Genomic DNA, 17,814 nt, shown 5'->3' on the forward strand with positions numbered 1-17,814 from the left:
CCGCTGCTCTCGGGCCAGCGGTATTTTTTGATCTGCGGTCCGGCAAGGAGGTGCCTCATGCCTAGCCCATAGTCAGCGTACCGGCATCGCAGTGTGACGTCCCGAAACGAAGAAGGGCCGTCACCAACGGTGACGGCCCCCTACCAACCAGTGAACCGACCAAGGTCTGAATCAAACTCGGTTCACCAGAGGAAGGACTATGAGATGCTTAACGCAGCTCTCTTGGTGAGACATGTCTCGGCGATAGCCAAAACATGCGTTCACGTTGTTCGTGTTGCCGGCCCTACATGCCACGCGACGTCGTCTGCCGATAAAGTGCTTCTTCGCCTCGTTCAGGCGTTCGACGCTTTTACGGTGGGTGACCTCGTTGGGATGGGTATGGCCTTCATCTGGGCCTTGGGGAACTTGGTATTGTTCCTCGATGCCGCAGTGACCGCCTACTCTCATCTCCGGCACTCCGGCAAAAGAGCGTAAAGTCTGACGCCTGTCGGAGCGGTCTAAGTCGGCCGCTTCGGCAGTGCGTTTAGTGTACCAGAGGGACGATGGGTTGGGCCTATCGCCCAGTTGGGGATAGTGCTGTCTGACTTCCGGCGAGATGACACCGACACAGCCCACACCGCGCGCCTCGCATACGCTACGTTGCCCGAATACGCAGCGCTTCAAATAGAAAGGGAGCGCTGAATTTCACTCCGGGTCAAGCGATGCAGTGACTTGTATCGCAAACGTGACCTTCCAAGTCCGGTAATTGCGTGCGCCGGTTAGGCGGCCGCTTCAGCTTTTAAGCACGATTTCTCTAGTTCTGACTTACGTTCAGTTCACAGTAGCGCGCCTGAACACAGATTCGAATTTCTGTCACGGCGACCACGGGCGGTGGGGCGTAGAGGGCGTTCGAATATTTCCGACCATGAGCCCATTTTAACAGTTTAAAGTGGGGCTAATACACGTCCACAAAGTCCCCAAACCCCTAACTGGGCTTGACGCTGTGGCATTCGTTACCCGTTGGCAGAACGCTGCGCGACTGGACAGCTATCGGGCTCACATCGCCCTGACGAACTAATGTCGAAGTTCGAATTTCGACTTAAGACTTCGACAGAAACCCATCCAGCGTCTGCACAAAACGTGCAGCCCAACTTATAGTTTGTTCCTGTAGCAAAGAACTCCAAGGAAAAATAAAATTACAGACAATCCGCCAGCGCTTAATACTTGCCACACGTCATGCCAAGATATGAATAAAAATTCCCCTCGATTTGAGAATCTCAATACGTATTCGCCAGACTCAAAGTTAGGTCTATTTCTTACTAGAAATTCCCACCTCCTAAATGTAAGGAAAAGCATTACAAAAGACAATGCTGAAAAAGCAAAAGAGCCAAAAAATCTAATCACATTCATCTGTCCGTCGTGGTCATTATTACAGTCTTCGTATATCCCGCAAAACTCGTTTCACCTCCAGCAAGTCCAGCCGTAAATCCACCAGAAGCGCCAGCAACCGAGCCGTCATCATTAAACAATATGGCCCCGTCGGCGGTACCTCCAGCCACAAGCCCGCCACCAATGCCGGCTTCCGCAGCGCTTCCCCCCAGCCCGTCGACGGGCACATTGGCCCCCTCCACGCTTACCCCGAGCGCCCCACCTAACCCAGCCCCAGCTCCACCCCCGCCGGACAAAAAGGCCCCTAGGTCGCCGTTTGAATCAATGGCGACACCAAAAGAACCTTTGAGCGAGACCACACCAAGGGTGAGTTGCCCCGAAACGGCAACCGAAAGCGTATTACCCTGTATCTGTTCAACAGCTTGCGGTGCCGAAGCCAGCGCCGGCTGCCGTAAATTGGAGCGGGGGCTCTGCGGCTGGCGCAAAGCGGGTCTGGGCGGCGTCAAAACCCTCTCGGTCTCGGAGGCCATCCACTCGCGCGTAAGCCCGGGACGTAAAGTTGATGATTGCATCCCGTTCGGATCGGTTGCATTCGCGGGATCGAGTCCGACGTACATATACAGGTTCGGATCATCCTTCGTCCCGATGGGATCGGTGGTCAGGAAGGTCCCCAGGTACGGCGAGTAGTACCGCGCCCGGTAGTAATAGAGCCCCGTCTCCGGATCGTACTGACGCCCGGTGTAGCCGAACGGGCTCTGGCCGGGCGGCGCACCCTCCCCGTACGGAGAGTAGGTGGCCGTAGACACCGTCTCGCCTGCACTGTTGGACGTCGCGATCACCGAACCCTGATGGTCGGTATGGTGCCAATAGACCACGCCGGTCGAGGTCACCGTCGCCAGCCGCGCGTCCATCGTCGGTTTGCCGTCCTTGTCCACCGTCCCGTCCGGGATGAACCTGCGGATAAGGTCGCCGTTGACGTCGTACTCGGCCAGTTCATCGGTTCCAGACCACATCGTGCGGGTGGTGACGCCGTTGACCACCTTCTTGGTGCGGCGGTCGTCGCTGTCGTAGTGGTAGCTGGCCGTCAGCGGATTGACCGCCGCGTTGTTGGTCACGACGGCCAGACGGTGGCCGTAGGTCCAGCTGTAGGTCCAGGTCACCGCCGCCCCGCCGCCGACCGGCGTGCGCACCTCCTGCGACAGGTCTCCGTCACCGTTCCAGGTCAACGCCCGGCTTTCGACCGCGTCGCTGACCGAACTGATCCGATTCATGTTCGAGGCCGGACCATAGGTGCGGCCATAGCCCAGCGTCGGCATCCACTCGAACACCGGCTGGTTGATGCCGATCGAGGTCACCTTGCCGGACTGGTCCCGGCCATAGGTGAAGCTGGTCGCCCCCGGCCCACTCCCCGCCACGAAGGCGTGACTCATCCCGGTCAGGTCGTTGTCGACATCATAGCTGTAGGCCGTGTCCGCCGCCGCGCCCGGACGGTCGACGCCCGTGCGCCGGCTGAGCGAATCATGACTGACGCCGACCGTCTGCGTGCCCGCGGCGCCGGGGAAGCTGATGGTCTGCACCCGGTTGGCCAGGTCGTAGACGTAGTTGATGGTCCAAGCGCCCCCGCCCGACTGGGGCTGGTTGATCGCGGTGCGATTGCCGCGTCCGTCGCCGTAGGCATAGCCGGTCGTATAGCTGATGCCGCCCGTCCCTTCCGGACGCCACTGCTCGGCCGTCAGCCGCTTCAGTCCGTCGTTGTAGGTGTAGTTGCGAACATCCCGACGCAGGCTGTCGTCGAAGGTCGCGGTCGTCGTGGTCTGAGTCGAGACGTCCCGGTAGGCGGGACGACCCGCCAGATCATAGCCGGCGACCGTATTGCGCCCACGATAGACGTAACCGGTCTCAGCGGCGCCGAACTCGCGCACATGGAAGTCGCGGCCCATGGCGTCATAGAACAGGCTGACCAGATGGCCCGCGGGCTGTTTGCGCGCCACGACCTGACCGCGCTGGTCGCTGGCCGTCCACGCCTGAAGGGTGTTGGCGTAGATGGTGCGGACCGGGCGCCCCAGACCGTCATACTGCTGCTCGGTGCGATTGCCGTTGGCGTCAATCTCCGCCACCTGCAGGCCGCCGGCGTTGTACTCGAACCGGCGCCAGCGGGTCTCTGAGAAGGTCACGTCGGTCGGCAGTTCGGTCGCGGCCGTGCAGCCGCTCGAGCTTGCGCGCTGGAAGCGATGGATCGCCGTCGGCTGGCCCGCAAGGTTGTAGACCGTCCGCGTCGCCCGAAGCTCCGGATCGATGGTCATCACCGGTCGGTCGACCAGATCATAGCAGGTGCGGGCGATGTCGCCGGACGGGTCCGTCACGGTCAGCGGCTGGTGCGTCGCCGAATAGGTGGTGGTCGTGGCCTGCCAGGTCGAACTGCTGGAGTCCCACTGCTCGACCAGGGTCTGGTCGCCATTGTCGTCATAGAACCATTTGGTCGCGATGTTGGTCCCGGCCGCCCCCGTCTCCAGACGTTTGCGGCGCATGGAATCGTATTGGGCCGTCGTCGTGGCGCCTCCCACCGTCGTGGTCAGCACATTGCCGACGGGATCACAGGTGAAGTCCGTGGAGATCGTGCCGCCGGAAACCTGGGAGCCCTGGACCTGCCGGGTGAGGCAGAAGGCCGGATTGGTCCCACCGCCATAGGTCATGGCGGATTCCACGCCGGTCGGGTCCTGGGTCCGGTTCGGACGACCGTAGCTGTCGTACCAGGTGCGCCAGACCGGATGGGTCAGGGCGTTGTTGTTGGTCGCATCCGGGACCTTGGGTCCGGTCATCACATCGACCAGGCCCTTGCTGTTGTAGCTCAACGTCCATTCCGGCCGGGTCGGGTCCGCCGCCGTCGCCGGCAGGCGGATCAGGGTCGGCTTGTGCCAGACGGGATCATAGTCCGCCTCGATGCGGATGGTCGTGCACCAGTAGTTGGCGGCCCAGGTCTGTTGCTGGGGGGTTGTGTAACCCGAGATGCAGTTGTCGATCGGCGTCTGCTCGCGCGCCCGCAGATCGCCCCAGCGGTCAAACTCGAACGTCGTCCGGTCACCGTAGGGGGTTTTGATCTCGATGGTCCGGCCCGGGCCGTCGTACTTCGCTCGCGAGGTGCGGCCCAGGGCGTCGGCCGAGGCGATCAGGCGCCCGTCCTCGTCATAGGCCTGACGCACCACGCCGTCTTCAGCGTCCCGCGCCGAGGAGAAGGTGAAGGTCGAGGAGTGATAGACCGTCTTGCGGTTCTGGGCGTCGAACGATTCCGCCACATAGGGCGCAACCTGGCCGCCCACCGCACGCCAGTCGAACCGGGCCCGCGGCGTCGCAACACCCTCGTCCACGACCTGCGTCAGAACCTGCTGGAAGCCGGCGCCTCCGCCCTGCCCGCCCGAAGCTGGGCCATAGACATATTCACGCTTGCGCAAACCCGGACGGTCGGCTGTGATCAAACGTGAAGCGCAAAAATTAACATTGATCTGGCAGTCGAAAGCATAGCTGAACAGCAGTTGGTCGTTCCCGCCGGTCACCTTGAGCAGCCGCCCCCCACTTCGGCTGGCCTCATAGCATTCTTGCTCGGCTTCCCTGCGCCCTCCCCCATATTCAATGCCGCCCGCGACATTATTACAGGCCGTCGTCTGCAGCTGCGTTGGCGCGAAAGCATGCTGGAAGGTCAGGCTGGCGCCGAGGTTATTGGACACAGTGGACAGTTGCGGCGGATTGGAGTCATTGCCGCCACCATAGGTCAACGTGATCACTACCCCGGTGGGGAATGCCCAAGTCGTAAGGGCGCCCGGCCTGCGAGCAAAGTTAGCACCGAACGCGTTTTGCACCTCACTGAAGGTCATCACGGAACGATCTGATAGCGTCCAGTCATAGGTCCAGACGCCGGGAGCCGTGGAAGCCACCGCTAGTTGCTCCGTGGGCGCGTTCGGGTTGCGCCAAGTCCCATCAGCCATCCGCACAAAACGGGCGGACTGTCCGCCGCCGTTCAGGCTGATGACGTTGGCATCGAACTGGGATTGCAACCAGTTGGCGGAAACCCCGGAGATCAGCGAGGCCTCCAAAGTGTCTGCGCGGCCAGCCTGGAGCGCAATGAGCGCCGTTATCAGAGTCGGCGCCACACTGACCGTATCCGCCTGAGGGAAAAGCACCCCCACGTCCGACGACCGGTTCACCGAACTTTCCCAGTTGTGGGTCCAACCCATGCCGAGGCTACCAACACCCTCCACCGGCCCGCCCGAGCTATAGCTTCGCGAGAAGCTCAGGGAATAGGGAAACTCCCCCTGCCCTACCGTGATCTCGGAACCTTCGCCAAACGAAAGGGATCCGATACGCAGGTCAACCGCCCCCAAATGCGTGCCTGCCACATTGGCGGCGATCTGCCGGCTTTCCGCCTTACCAAGATAGTCCAACGGGTTTGGCGCTTCGGTCGAGGCCCCCTTCAGGAAGTAGGTTCGTGGATCCACGTTTGTAGAATCGCCCTCTGACCGGTGACGAATGATCCAAGCCTGCTCGGACCCGTCGTTGCGGCGCGCCAAAAACGCATCCGCCCCGTCGGTCGTCGTTACAATCGAGAACCCTCTCTGCAGATAGCTCTCCATTTGTGTCCGGGTGTCAGCCTTCACTGCCGACGGCAAGCCTGCGGTCGACCCCACCGCAGTCAACACTTTCAGGGTGGGAGACTGCGCGATACGGGACGATGCGGTGACTTGGATCAGAGACCCGGTGAACATCGGACGCTCTACAGCCGTCTGTCCCAAAGCCAGAGCTTCACCTGTGACCGAAAGCGACGCCAGAGCGGACAAGATGTGGTGCGGCTCGTCCCCGTTTCCCGCGGCAATGCCAACGGCGGTGTCCACATCCAGAACGTTCAAATCATAGCTGGGCGTCAAAGACAGCCCGATTGAATGCTGGTGGAAAATTCGCGCACCTGACAGAGGCTCGATCACCCGCACCGTGTTGTCGAAGATGTCGGTCCAGGTGTTGAGAACCGTGTCCTTCTTGGTTGCCATCTCTGCTGCGGCGACCTCTCCCTGCGGAAAAAGGCGGGCGCCCTTATCGCTGCTCTGGACCCAGTAGCGCCAATCAGTAGCCTGGGTGCCGTCACAGGCTGGCGACGTGCTGGTGCCTGCGGCGGATTCACAGGAATACGGGTTTCCACGGGGGATAATCCGGTGCTGTTGAATAGGATCGTGCGCCGCCGCCCATAGCGCCTTTCGACCGCTACTCCCGCCAGCGGTGCGGACCAGGATGTCCGCCCGTTTGCCGATTTCCAACTGTTTCGTCACGGTTTCGTCGGCGAAGCTGCCGACAGGCCAAGCTTGACTGTTTTCAGGATTTACGCCGGACCGCCGCGCAGCATATGGATGATTGATCGTCAGGCGAAGCAGACGATTGTCGGCGTTGAATTCGGCCTCGGCCGGCGTGACGCCGCAGACAATCTGGTCCACTGCGGGATCATCACAAGGGGGCGGCCCGCCGCGAACTCCGCCGGTGAAATATGCCGTGGCGTTGGTATCCAGATGCTCCTGCTTGCGGACCGCGACAACCAGGCGACGCGTCTGAATTTGAGCCTGCGTACGCCAGCCATACATTGAGGGCAGATCGAAGGTGTGGTTGAAACCTGCGGCGACCATTGTCAGCGTTGCCCGGTAAGGCGCAGGGACTTCGCCGCTCCAGCGCGAAGAGACGCTCGCCTGACGCGCGATCTGGGCAACCCGCAGCGCCTCTTCGGAGCGCCTGATCTCCCAGCCACCGGTCACCTGCTTCAATGAACGGCCGCTATTCGCGTCGGTCATCAACGCGTCCTGAAGGGCGTCGGCATAGGCTGTCATCTTGGTGTTGATGCTGGTCGCATTCAGCCCGGTCAGATTATCACCGCTGACGGAGACGCCCGACGAGATGTTGTTCCAGGCCGAGGCCGCATTGGTGCCCGCCGCGTCCCACAGGTCGATGCCGGCGATCTGGTCGTTGAGCTTCAGCGACGGATCAAAGGCGTACCAGCTGCCCCCGATATTGGCCTCGACCCACAGGTGCAGCATCGTCACCGTGCTGACGTCGCCGCTCATCGATCCGCAGGCCGTCGCGCCGTTCACCGTCGCCGGGGTTCCCGCCGCCGCCAGCAACAGACAGGCCTGGCTCGCATTGCTGACGCGCAGGATCGATCTGGCGTCCGCGCCGGACAGGTTGACCTGGCCCAGCACGAAGCGCGCCTGGTAGCCTGAGGCCCGCAGCAGCTCGACCATCAGCTGCGACTGGTCGAACGACCCGCCCGAGCCGTCCAGCAGCACGCCGTCCGCTCCCTTGTGCAGGCCGAACTGCGGTTCGAACAGGATGGTGTTGTGCACGAACTGGTAGATGCGGTCCGGATCGTTCTCCAGCGCTCGGGCCAGCGCCGTGATCCGCGCACTCGGCGCACCGGCCGTCGGCGAGGTTGGGGAACCATAGACCGTCGCCAGATCACCGCTGCCGGGCGAGACGAGAGATTGCTGAACCGAGAGCCGGAACCCGGGGAGGTCAGACGCCGTGTAGGTGGAGAGCGTGTAGCCCGGCGTCCCTTGCGCGCGCGCGCCGGTCTTCGACACCGACAGGAAGGCGCCCGCCGAGGCGCCCAGCGCCATCGTCCCGGCCAGACCCGCCAGCATGACGCGACGAAGTCCCATCCGGCGAACAACCTGCCGGACCTTCCCAACACCGAGACCCATCAACGCCCCCAACGCGCAACAGCTACGCTTACAGACAAGCTCAACCGCCCTCGCTTTGAAAGAGAGAAAATCCACCCCTCAACGAGAAATTGCAGCTTGTCCCTGCAATAAGGCTCAGCTTTAGTCTGCTCGCTAGCCGGCGGGGGATGTATGGCGCGTTTGAACGCATTGCTGACAGGACTGTGGGGGCGAGCGCGCGCCTGCGGATCCGCCCTTCGGCATCAATGGGCTCATATCCTGGACATGGAGCAGTTCCACTCGGCGACGAGCTGGCGGGACCGTCTGAAGGCCGTTGCATGGAAGAGAGTTGCGATCGTCGGCAGCGGACTGGCGACCGTCGCTCTCGCGGTCAGCTTGGGCGCTTGGCTTCTACAGCCCGAATTCCGAGGCAGGCCTCCGCGCCTCCCGACCGAGCAGGAATGGCGCGCCAATCAGGACGCCGAGCGAGCCATGGAAGCCGAACTCTCGCCCGCGCTTGCCGAAGCCAACAAAGCCGTTCCGAACTGAGGTCGCCGATGACGTTCGCCAAGCCCATCAGCGCCGTTCTGGGCGCCCTGCTCCTTGCATCCGCCCTGCCGGCTCATGCGGGAGTCCAGTATGTTTATGACAGCTCCGGCCGTCTCATCCGGGCGATCTATTCGAACGGCGTGACCATCAACTATCGTTATGATGCGGCGGGCAATCGCACCCAGATCGTGACCACCAATACGCCGAACACAGCGCCGACCGCGGTCAATGACGCCGCGTCGGTGCAGGTGTCGGCGAGCGTGAACATTCCGGTACGGGCGAACGACTCCGACCCGGACGGAAACACCCTGACCGTCACCAACCTCGGGACCATAACCGGCGGCGGCTCCGTCTCCATCCAGGGCGGCGGAACCTACGTGCGCTACACGGCGCCGGCGAGCGCGGGAACAAAGACCTTTACCTACACCGTCTCTGACGGCGCCGGCGGCACGGCGACGGCAAGCGTCACCGTCACCGTCTCGTCGGCGAACCAACCGCCGGTGGCGACGAACGACGACGCCAGCGCGACAGTCAGCGCCGCACAGGCTATCTTCCCCCTGGCGAATGACACGGACGCCAACGGCCATGCCCTGACGATCACCGCGGTGACCACGCCGACGGGCGGGAGCGTCGCCATCGCGCCCGGCGGCGGCTATCTGAACTATACCGCGCCCTCCACGCCCGGGACCTATACCTTCAGCTACACGGTCAGCGACGGGAATGGCGGCACGGACACCGCCCAGGTGACCGTGGAGGTGACGCTTGGCGAAGGGTGCGTCCCCAGCGGCGGCAATCAGTGTGGACCGGGCGAGCCCTGAGTCTCACAGACAGTGACGCCTTGCAGCCGGCGGTAGTCATGCAAGGCCCACGCGTGGTCAAGAAACCGCGCTCGCATCCAGAGCACCGTGCCCGGCACGACGTTTGAAGCGACCCGAACATCGAGCTGATCACCCGGAGCAACCATCAGCGCAGGCGGACGATCACCCTCGCTCCGCGATTGCCCGCCGCGCCCATAGGTGAAGCGGGCCCGCAGGCAATCCTCGTCGGACGCATTCAGCCTCAGCAGATTTGAGAGGTTCGCCAACCCCGTCGCTGATCGCGCCAGTTCGGAATCCACGACGATCCCCACCGCCTCAGCAGCTTGGGTCAGCGCCGCCTCATCATCCGTCGCAAGATCGACCTTCTGGCTGGTCGGCGTGAGCGACACACGATAGGTCACCCCATTGATCGCGACCTCGGTCTCGGCCTGGACTGTCAAACCCTCAGCCGCTCGTCCAAGAACGGTCGCCGCGGCGCTTTCCATCCCGATACGCTCACGGATCGTCCCCGCCTCACTGCCGGTCGCCCGGATATAGGACGCCGTCCCCGTCGCCACCACGCCGGCGAAGATCGCCAGACCGACCGTCAGGCTCATGGCGAGCAGGGAGATGTATCCCTGCCGGCGGTCCGGATCAGGGCGCGACGGGCGCTTCAACGGGCAGACTCAGGGCCTGGAGACGGCTGACCATTTCCGCGGTCACCGCTTCGATATCGCCCCGCGACCGGATCACCTTCGGGCGCAGGAACATGACCAGCTCGGTCTGGCGCTGGTTGTTGTCACGCGACCTGAACAAGGCCCCCAGCGCCGGGATGCGGCTCAGATAGGGCACGCCGGTGTCGCCGAGGCTGGTGCTGGATCGCAGCAGGCCGCCCAGCACCACCAGTTGTCCGTCCTCGACCTGGATGCGGGTGTTCAATCGGCGCTGCTGGATGGTCGGTGAATCGATGTCGGAGGTCGTGGTGCCCGCGACCTCGCTGACCTCCTGCTCGATCTGGATGAACATCCGACCGCTCTCGGTGACCCGGGGCGTTACGGAGAGAACGACGCCCGTGTCGCGGTACTGGACGCTGTTGAGGATGCGACTATCGTTGTTCAGGCCGACCGCGGTCTGGGTGATGATCGGCACCTGGTCGCCAACCTGGAGTTCGGCGGTCTCGTTGGACAGCACCAGGACCCTCGGAGTCGAGACCAGTTGAACATCCGTGACGGTCGACAGGGCGTTCAGCACGGCCCGTACGTCCAACGTCGCATAGCTTAACGAGAAGCCCGGGAAGCTGGGCGCGGCCTCGTCATTACTGGTCGAGGAGAAGCCGCCGGTCAGATCGCCGTCATCCAGGAACCACTGAACGCCGAAGCGCAGGCGGTCATTCAAGGTGACCTCGGCGATCGTGGCCTCGATCAGGACCTGGGGCGGCGGCGCGTCCAGCTCGCGCACGATGTCGACGACATTGCGATACTCCGCGTCGTCGGCCAGCAGGATCAGGGAATTCGTCCTGGGGTCGGCCGTCAGCCGCAAGGCTCCGACCGCGCCCCCCGCGACCGCCGCCGGCGTGGCGCCGGCCGTCGTGTCCGCGGGTGCGGGCGTCGACGCCTGTCCGCCGGGCTGTTGCCCGGCGGTCGGCGTCACACTGGTCGCGGCGCCGAGAAGGGAGCCCAGGGTGGTGACAAATTGTTCGGCCTCAAGGTTGGCCAGCGGAATGGATCGCAAACGCCGCGCCGCAGGCGGCGGCGACCGGTCGAAGCGGGCGATCCACTCGGAAGCCCGGTCCAGGCCGGCCGGAGACCGGGCGATCACCAGCAGGCCGTTCAGCCTGTTCAGCTCGATGAACTGGATCTGGCTGCCCAGCGGGCCGTCCGGACCGCCGAAGACCTGGCGGATGTCCGAAGCGATGTCCGCCGGGGTTGCATGACGGACGGGGAAGAACTGCAGGCTCTTGCCCTGGAGCCAATCCACATCGAGCAACCGCGCGGTGCGTACCAGAGCGCTGACCGTGGTCGGATCACCGGTGACGAAGACCTGTTCCCGGGAAGCGTCGGCCCGAACGACCGCACCCTCCCCCGCCAAAGGCTCAAGCAGCCGGGCGATCTCGGCGGCGCTGATCGATCGCGCCTGATAGACAGCGGAACCCGCGAGGACATCGGCGCTGTCCCCCGCAACCGGCAAGCCGTTGAACCGGGTCGCTTGGGCGGACGGCACCACGGCATATCCCGCGCCTTCGCGAACGACAGCGGCATTGATGCTTCGCAGGGCGCGGTCAAAGCTCGCCAGCGCATCCGCCTCGCTCATCCGGCCGACCAGGCTGAGCGTCAAAGACCCCTGCACCGAGGGATCCAGGCGATAGGATTTGCGCAAGGACTGGCCGATCACCGCATCCACGACGGCCGCCACCGGCGCCTGGTCGAACACGACATTCATCGACCGTTGCGGTGATGCGCGCGGCGCGGGCGCCGACGGCGCCGCGGCGGCGTTTTCGATGCGCCATGCGAGCGCGTCCTCATCCACGGCCGCGGTCGTGTCCTCGACCGCCGGGGTCAGCGCCGCCGGGCGGCTCTGGGGAATGACCGCCAGGTCCGGTCGGATGGCGCGCGGCGCTTCACAGCCGGCAAGAACACACATCGCCGCGCCTACAAGCGCGCGGGTCTTCAAGGTCATTGGGCCGCCTGCAAGGTGATGTCGCGCTTGAACCCGTTGCCGCCGGGCGACTTGTCAGACCCATAGCTGGTGAGGGTGAACCGGTCGCCTGCCGCAGCCGGCGGCGCATAGACGATGTCCGCGCCCCAAGGGTCTTTCAGCAAGGCCTTGTCTGACAGATACGGACCGGCCCAGTCCGCCACTCCCGTCGGGGCGTCGGTCAAGGCCGCCAGACCTTCTTCGGCGCTCGGGTAGCGCATGAGGTCCGCCGAATACATCTCCAGCGCCGCGGCCACGCTCTCCATCTTCAGACGGGCGGCCCGAACCTTGGCGCGGTCCATCTGACCCAGGGTCTGCGGGACCACGATCGCGCTGATCAGACCGATGATCACCAGAACCACCAACATTTCCGTCAGGGTATAGCCTGATCGCCGACCGGATCGCTCCGATCGCACCCCTTTGCCAATATCCCCCATGGCTCCCCCAGAACCGACGCGCTAATCAAGCGACTATAGGGGAGCGGGGGCCGAGTCCATCGGCGTCGGAATGACTGTAACGTCTGATGAGTTCGAACTGCCGGCGCCCGACCATGCGCGGGCTGACCTGGCCCGGACGCTCGGCCTGTCCGGCAGCGCCGTGGATCGCGCGACCCGCGCCAGCCGGGCTTCCGGCCAACCGCTGGCCGTCGCCCTGAGCCTGCTGGGCCTGGCGACCGAAGAGGCGATCGCGGACGCCTGCAGTCAGTTGTATGACGCCCCGCGTTGGCCGGACACCCGGCCGATCGAACCCCTTGAGTTGCCCGGCCTCAACGCCCGCTTCCTGCAGGATCGCTACGCGATCGCCATGGCGGACGACACCGGCGAATGGTGCCTGGGCCTGGTCGATCCGGGGGACGCGGCCACCCGGGAGGCGCTTTGGTTCGCCCTGGGGCGCGAGATACGCATCCGCACGATCACGCTCAGCGGTTGGCGCCAGACCCAGACCTCGGTCGATGCAATAGATCTCCCGCAAACAGCCGCGCCGATCGCCGCGACCTGGCTTGATGACGCCGAAAGACTCCGCGACACCGCCCGCGACGCCCCCGTGGTGCGCATCTCCGAACAGATCCTCGAGCGCGCCTTCCTGCTGAACGCCTCCGATGTGCACATCGAGCAGAAGATAGACCACACCCGGGTGCGCCTGCGCATCGACGGCCAGTTGCAGGACCAGGACCGCCTGCCCGGCGAGGTCGGTCCAGCACTGATCGCGCGCATCAAGGTGTTGTCGGATCTGGATGTCGCGGAGCGCCGTGCCCCCCAGGACGGCCGCACCACCATCAACGTCCGCGGCGTGCCCGTCGATGTCCGCATCTCGACCACCCCGACGGTGTTCGGCGAGTCCCTCGTCGTCCGTCTGCTGACGCGGCGCGACGTGGAGTACTCCCTTGAACGGCTGGGCCTGCGCGATGCGGTGACCACGGGGCTGGACCAGCTCCTGAAACGCACCCACGGCCTGCTTCTGGTGACCGGTCCCACCGGCAGCGGCAAGACCACCACCCTCTACGCCGGCCTGCGTCGGCTGGCCTCCGCCCGCCAGAAGATCCTGACCGTCGAGGATCCGGTCGAATACGTCTTCGAGGACATCCTGCAAAGCCAGGTCAACGAAGCCGCCGGTTTCACCTTCTCCACCGCCCTGCGCGCCTTCCTGCGACACGATCCCGACGTCATTCTGGTGGGCGAAATCCGCGACACGGAGACCGCACGGCTCGCCGTCCAGGCCAGCCTGACCGGACACCTTGTGCTGGCGACCGTGCACACCAACGACGCCGCCACCACGCCGTCCCGGCTGATCGACATGGGGGTCGAGCGCTATCTGCTGGGCGACGCCCTGATCGGCGTCATGGCCCAGAGGCTCGCGGCCCAGCTCTGCGCCCACTGCCACACCCTGGAGCCGCTCGACGCCCCGGAACGCGCGGCCCTTGCGGACGCAGGCCTGCCAAGCTTCCCACGCGTCGGTCGCGCCCAGGGCTGCCCGGCCTGCGGGGGAACCGGGCGGCGTGGTCGGCGGGCGATCACCGAGCTGATGGTCTGCACGCCGGAGGTGAGCGAACTGATCGGCGCCGGGGCCCCGGCCTCCGCGCTCCGCGAAACCCTCCCGCGCCAAACGGGCTACGCAAGCCTGCGCCAGGACGCCCTGTCCCAGTCCGCGCAAGGCCTGGTCGACTGGGGCGACGCCTGGCGGCTGGCTGACCGATGAAGGCCTTTCGCTACCGGGTGCTGACCCCTGAGGGCCGACACCAGACGGGGGTGAGCTACGCCGCCTCCGCCGCGGCGCTGCGCGATCGCCTGATCGAGAGCCGTCTACACCCCGTCCGGATCCGCCCCGCCCTGTTCCAGCGTCAGGGCTCGCTTCGCCTGTCGAACGCCGAGGCCGCGCGGCTGGGCCGCGACATGGCGCAACTGATGCAGAGCGGCATGGCCATCGGCCCGGCCCTGAGCCTGCTCGAAGCCCGCGAAACCCCGAAGCTCGCCGCCATCATCCGGGAGATCCGCCGTCGACTGATCGAAGGCGAACCACTCTCACGCGCCCTCGGCGTCGCCACCGGCGCGCCGGCGCGGCTCCTGCAGTCCCTGGCGCGCGGCGGCGAGGCCTCCGGCCGCCAGACAGAGGTGCTCGCCGCCGGCGCCGCCTCCCTGGCCGCGATGGACCAGCTGGGGCGTCGCCTGATCACGCTGGGCCTCTATCCGGGCTTCGTGATCGCGGTCGCCCTGGGCGCGATCGGCATCTACGCCTACGCCGTCCTGCCGGCCCTGGAGCCCGCCTTCGAAGGCCTGGGTCAGGACATCCCCGCCCAGACCCAGGCGGTCCTCACCTTCGGCGTCATGGTCCGCGCGGCGACCCCGGTTGTGCTCATCGGCCTCGGATCAGGCGCCGCCGCCCTGGTCCTCTCGGCCCGCCTGCGCAGGCTCACCCTCGGCCTGCTGTCCCGACTTGGAATGCGAGGCCGTGTTTCTCCCCTGCGGGACTTCGTCTTCGCCAACCTCGCGTCCCGCCTGGCGGTCATGCTGCACGCCGGGGTGCCCCTGGCGCCCGCCTGGCGGCTCGCCCGCGATCCGGTCACGTTGGACTGGCTCAGCCGCGCCCTCGCCGGCCAGGATGATCGTCTGATGGAGGGCGCGCGGCTGTCAGAGATCCTGAGCGCCATTGCCCAGACGCCTGCAGACCTGCTCCACTATGTGACGATGGGCGAACAGTCCGGACGGGCCGCGGAGGCGCTCCAGAACGCTTCGGCCCTGCTGGCCGCGCGCGCCCAGGAGAACGTCGAACGGCTGTTGTCGATCATGACCCCGCTGGTGATCATCCTGGTCGGCGCGATGGTCGGATTGATCACCATGATGGTCTTCCAGGGGCTTCTCGCGATCGGTGACGCCGTTGCCGTCTGACCTCCGGTCCCGTCGAAGCGGTTATCTGGCGGTCGACGCCCTCGCCGGGCTGGCGGTCATGACCCTGGGCGTCGCCGCGGCCGTCGGTCTGGCGGCGACGACGGTGACCCGCCTCGCGCAAGCAAAGGATCGCTTGACCGCCATGCGGATCGCCGACGATCTTTACGAGGAGATCTACGCCGGCGTTCGTCCTGACGGGCAGCAATCCGGAAACACGGATGGACGCCCATGGACCTACGAAAGTCTCGACGCCGACGGGTCCGCCGCGCGGCGCATCCGGATCACCGTGGACCGGCGGTTCGGCCAGGACCTGGTCGTGGACGCCGTGGCGCCGCCCGCGCCGGCTACACCGTCCTCGAGCTCATGATCGCCATGTCGGTCGCCTCCATCCTTATGGTCGGCGCGGGCGCCGCCTATGCCGCCCTGGGTCGCAGCGCCCATCGGCTGGCGCTCGCCCAGGCCGGGCTGGCGGATCGGGCCGTCCCGACCTGCCGCCCCGGCGCGGACACGGGCGCGGGCGCAGGCGCCGGCGCCTCGCCCTCTCCGGACCGTCCCTATCGTTGCACCCTGCCGGAACGGTGCGAGTTTGACAGTGTCAGTCAGTCATGTCGCCCGACCCGGACCTGAGCCTCGAACTGGCCGCCTCCCCCAGGCTGGAGGTGATGACCCGCATCGTCAGCCTGCCGACGGCCTCCCTGCGCCAGGCCAGGGCGATCGTGCGCCTGCAGCTCGACAGACTGTCGCCCCTGCCGCCCCGCGACGTGGTGTTCGATCTCGTGCGCCTCAGGACGACGGGCGCCGAGACAGGATACGCCCTCGGCATTTTGCGGCGCTCGGCGCTTCAGGACGCCGCCTTTGCCTCGCGCCGGGTGATCAGGGTCATCCGCGCCGTGGAAGAGACCGAGGTGACGTTCCGGTTCCGCAACGTCTTCGCCGTCGATGACCGGGAAGTGCGCTGGCTGGTCCATGCGCCGCGCGCGGCGCTGGTCGCGCTCGGCCTGGCCGCCGTCGCCCTGGCCGGCCAGATGCGCGCCGATCAGTGGCGCGCCCAGCGGCTGCCGGAGATCGCCGAGGCCCAACGCGAGACCGCGCGTCGGACCCGGGACGCCCGCGAACAACGCGCCGCCCAGGACGCCTGGGCCGCCCTGGAGCGCACGGACGCCTCCACCCGGCTGCTGTGCGCCAGCGGCGCGATCGGGCCCCGGCCGGTCCCCGTCCTCAATCTTTCGGCCGATACACGCCAGGTGACCTTCACCCCGGAGAACACCGCAGACGTCGCGCGACTGGAGGCGCTCGGCGCCGAGGCTCAACCGGCCAGCGGCGGCGCGCCGCAAGGCGTGTCCTTCGGCGAGGAGACCTGCCGATGATCCCGCCGATCTGGTTCAGGCGCGCGGCCGGGTTGGTTGCGGCCGGCCTCGGCCTTGTCGCCCTCACCTCCCTCATCGCCGTGTTCGGCGACGTCATGGCGGTCCGCGCCGCCCGGGCCGGCGCGCCCGTGTCCGCATCGCCTCCCGCGCAAGGTCCCCTAGCCCCGTCCCTGCGCCCCCTCGTTCACGCACCGGGCGCGGATCCCGAGACCGCGATCGCCGAATACCTGAACGTCCGGCTCGGAGCACTCGGCCTGCTGGTGAATGGCGCCGACACCGTCTCCGTCCGTCCCTTGGGGGGAGGCCTCAAACTGACGGAGATGCGCATCACCGGATCCGGCGACGCCCTGGCCGTCGGTTCCGTCGCGAACTGGGTGGCGGTGAACAGGGAGGCCGTTCGACTTGAATCGCTGGTCCTGGCTCGGGGCGCCGAAGGGCGAGGTCAGGTGACGCTCGTACTGCTGATGGTCGTCGCATGAAGATCGCCAGACGCTATCTGCTCCCGGCGATCCTGACCGGATGCGCGGCGCTCACCCTGGGCTTGCTGCTGTGGCCTCAACCCGAGGCGACGCCGACGCCGCCCCAGCCCCGGGAGCGATACGCCGGCCCCGCGTTCACAGCGCGCCCGGCGACCCGTCTGGCCGCCTTCCCCCTGTCCCTCGGCGCGGCCCGGACAGAACCGGTCGCCCCGGCCGCCGAGTTGCCGACCCTGGTCGGGATCGCGGGCTCCTCCGCCTATCTGAAGGGCCCCGACGGAGAAGTCATTCGCGCCCAGCCAGGCGAAGAGATCGACGGGTGGAAACTGATTTCAGTGCGAGGACGGACAGCCGTGCTCCGGGGTCCCGCAGGTGACTACTCTCTCGACCTGTTCACCCAACAACCTGCGGACGCTGCGGCTCCGCCTGCGCTTTAGCTCCCAAAGGCCTTGTCAGGCCATGCGGCTTGCGCTTCCGGTCGGATCAAAACAGCT

Annotated in this window: 13 protein-coding genes; 9 read left to right on the top strand and 4 right to left on the bottom strand. The window is 65.8% G+C overall.

Annotated elements, in window-relative coordinates; translation table 11 throughout:
• Positions 1 to 1,385: 1,385 nt before the first annotated feature.
• Positions 1,386 to 8,036, bottom strand: a complete 6,651-nt coding sequence (locus ACODRV_RS04410; RefSeq protein ID WP_488907550.1) for an RHS repeat-associated core domain-containing protein — start codon at positions 8,034 to 8,036, stop codon at positions 1,386 to 1,388.
• Positions 8,037 to 8,246: 210 nt separating this feature from the next.
• Between ACODRV_RS04410 and ACODRV_RS04415 the strand changes: the two genes are divergently transcribed.
• Together ACODRV_RS04415 and ACODRV_RS04420 are read left to right on the top strand one after the other, a co-directional pair.
• A complete protein-coding gene (locus ACODRV_RS04415) occupies positions 8,247 to 8,603 on the top strand; it encodes a hypothetical protein (RefSeq protein WP_488907551.1) in 357 nt (118 codons plus the stop codon).
• A gap of 8 nt (positions 8,604 to 8,611) precedes the next feature.
• Positions 8,612 to 9,421 (top strand): RHS repeat domain-containing protein, encoded by an 810-nt coding sequence (locus tag ACODRV_RS04420; protein ID WP_488907552.1) that lies wholly within the window; start codon positions 8,612 to 8,614, stop codon positions 9,419 to 9,421.
• On the opposite strand, the gene ACODRV_RS04425 is transcribed toward ACODRV_RS04420, so the two are convergent.
• From ACODRV_RS04425 to gspG, 3 genes are read right to left on the bottom strand one after another with little or no spacing between them, the layout of a single operon-like run.
• Entirely contained in the window at positions 9,397 to 10,017 is a 621-nt protein-coding gene (locus ACODRV_RS04425; protein ID WP_488907553.1) for a hypothetical protein, read from the bottom strand. The two genes, ACODRV_RS04420 and ACODRV_RS04425, sit on opposite strands and share 25 nt — an antisense overlap.
• A gap of 37 nt (positions 10,018 to 10,054) precedes the next feature.
• Positions 10,055 to 12,076 (bottom strand): type II secretion system secretin GspD, encoded by a 2,022-nt coding sequence (gspD, locus tag ACODRV_RS04430; RefSeq protein ID WP_488907554.1) that lies wholly within the window; start codon positions 12,074 to 12,076, stop codon positions 10,055 to 10,057.
• Positions 12,073 to 12,531, bottom strand: a complete 459-nt coding sequence (gene gspG / locus ACODRV_RS04435) for a type II secretion system major pseudopilin GspG (RefSeq protein WP_488907555.1) — start codon at positions 12,529 to 12,531, stop codon at positions 12,073 to 12,075. The genes gspD and gspG overlap by 4 nt, the downstream gene beginning before the upstream one ends.
• Before the next feature lie 70 nt (positions 12,532 to 12,601).
• On the opposite strand from gspG, the gene ACODRV_RS04440 reads away from it, so the two are divergent.
• From ACODRV_RS04440 to ACODRV_RS04470, 7 genes are read left to right on the top strand one after another with little or no spacing between them, the layout of a single operon-like run.
• Positions 12,602 to 14,290, top strand: coding sequence for a GspE/PulE family protein (locus tag ACODRV_RS04440; protein WP_488907556.1), 1,689 nt, complete (start codon positions 12,602 to 12,604; stop codon positions 14,288 to 14,290).
• Complete coding sequence (locus tag ACODRV_RS04445) at positions 14,287 to 15,477, top strand: type II secretion system F family protein (protein WP_488907557.1); 1,191 nt, start codon at positions 14,287 to 14,289, stop codon at positions 15,475 to 15,477. Before ACODRV_RS04440 ends, ACODRV_RS04445 begins: the two co-directional genes overlap by 4 nt.
• Positions 15,467 to 15,844 (top strand): hypothetical protein, encoded by a 378-nt coding sequence (locus ACODRV_RS04450; protein WP_488907558.1) that lies wholly within the window; start codon positions 15,467 to 15,469, stop codon positions 15,842 to 15,844. The genes ACODRV_RS04445 and ACODRV_RS04450 overlap by 11 nt, the downstream gene beginning before the upstream one ends.
• The gene (locus tag ACODRV_RS04455) at positions 15,841 to 16,104 is read left to right on the top strand and encodes a hypothetical protein (RefSeq protein WP_488907559.1); all 264 of its coding nucleotides are present in this window, start codon (positions 15,841 to 15,843) and stop codon (positions 16,102 to 16,104) included. Before ACODRV_RS04450 ends, ACODRV_RS04455 begins: the two co-directional genes overlap by 4 nt.
• Entirely contained in the window at positions 16,083 to 16,844 is a 762-nt protein-coding gene (locus ACODRV_RS04460; RefSeq protein WP_488907560.1) for a hypothetical protein, read from the top strand. Before ACODRV_RS04455 ends, ACODRV_RS04460 begins: the two co-directional genes overlap by 22 nt.
• Positions 16,841 to 17,323 (top strand): hypothetical protein, encoded by a 483-nt coding sequence (locus ACODRV_RS04465; RefSeq protein WP_488907561.1) that lies wholly within the window; start codon positions 16,841 to 16,843, stop codon positions 17,321 to 17,323. The genes ACODRV_RS04460 and ACODRV_RS04465 overlap by 4 nt, the downstream gene beginning before the upstream one ends.
• The gene (locus ACODRV_RS04470; RefSeq protein WP_488907562.1) at positions 17,320 to 17,757 is read left to right on the top strand and encodes a hypothetical protein; all 438 of its coding nucleotides are present in this window, start codon (positions 17,320 to 17,322) and stop codon (positions 17,755 to 17,757) included. Before ACODRV_RS04465 ends, ACODRV_RS04470 begins: the two co-directional genes overlap by 4 nt.
• Positions 17,758 to 17,814 lie beyond the last annotated feature (57 nt).

The sequence above is a fragment of the Brevundimonas sp. FG8 genome (assembly GCF_057808845.1).

Bases quoted from the DNA above. Each gene is read 5' to 3' on its own strand.
- ACODRV_RS04410 (WP_488907550.1), bottom strand. From the start codon at position 8,036: ATGCTGGCGGGTCTGGCCGGGACGATGGCGCTGGGCGCCTCGGCGGGC.
- ACODRV_RS04415 (WP_488907551.1), top strand. From the start codon at position 8,247: ATGGCGCGTTTGAACGCATTGCTGACAGGACTGTGGGGGCGAGCGCGC.
- ACODRV_RS04420 (WP_488907552.1), top strand. From the start codon at position 8,612: ATGACGTTCGCCAAGCCCATCAGCGCCGTTCTGGGCGCCCTGCTCCTT.
- ACODRV_RS04425 (WP_488907553.1), bottom strand. From the start codon at position 10,017: ATGAGCCTGACGGTCGGTCTGGCGATCTTCGCCGGCGTGGTGGCGACG.
- gspD (WP_488907554.1), bottom strand. From the start codon at position 12,076: ATGACCTTGAAGACCCGCGCGCTTGTAGGCGCGGCGATGTGTGTTCTT.
- gspG (WP_488907555.1), bottom strand. From the start codon at position 12,531: ATGGGGGATATTGGCAAAGGGGTGCGATCGGAGCGATCCGGTCGGCGA.
- ACODRV_RS04440 (WP_488907556.1), top strand. From the start codon at position 12,602: ATGACTGTAACGTCTGATGAGTTCGAACTGCCGGCGCCCGACCATGCG.
- ACODRV_RS04445 (WP_488907557.1), top strand. From the start codon at position 14,287: ATGAAGGCCTTTCGCTACCGGGTGCTGACCCCTGAGGGCCGACACCAG.
- ACODRV_RS04455 (WP_488907559.1), top strand. From the start codon at position 15,841: ATGATCGCCATGTCGGTCGCCTCCATCCTTATGGTCGGCGCGGGCGCC.
- ACODRV_RS04460 (WP_488907560.1), top strand. From the start codon at position 16,083: ATGTCGCCCGACCCGGACCTGAGCCTCGAACTGGCCGCCTCCCCCAGG.
- ACODRV_RS04465 (WP_488907561.1), top strand. From the start codon at position 16,841: ATGATCCCGCCGATCTGGTTCAGGCGCGCGGCCGGGTTGGTTGCGGCC.
- ACODRV_RS04470 (WP_488907562.1), top strand. From the start codon at position 17,320: ATGAAGATCGCCAGACGCTATCTGCTCCCGGCGATCCTGACCGGATGC.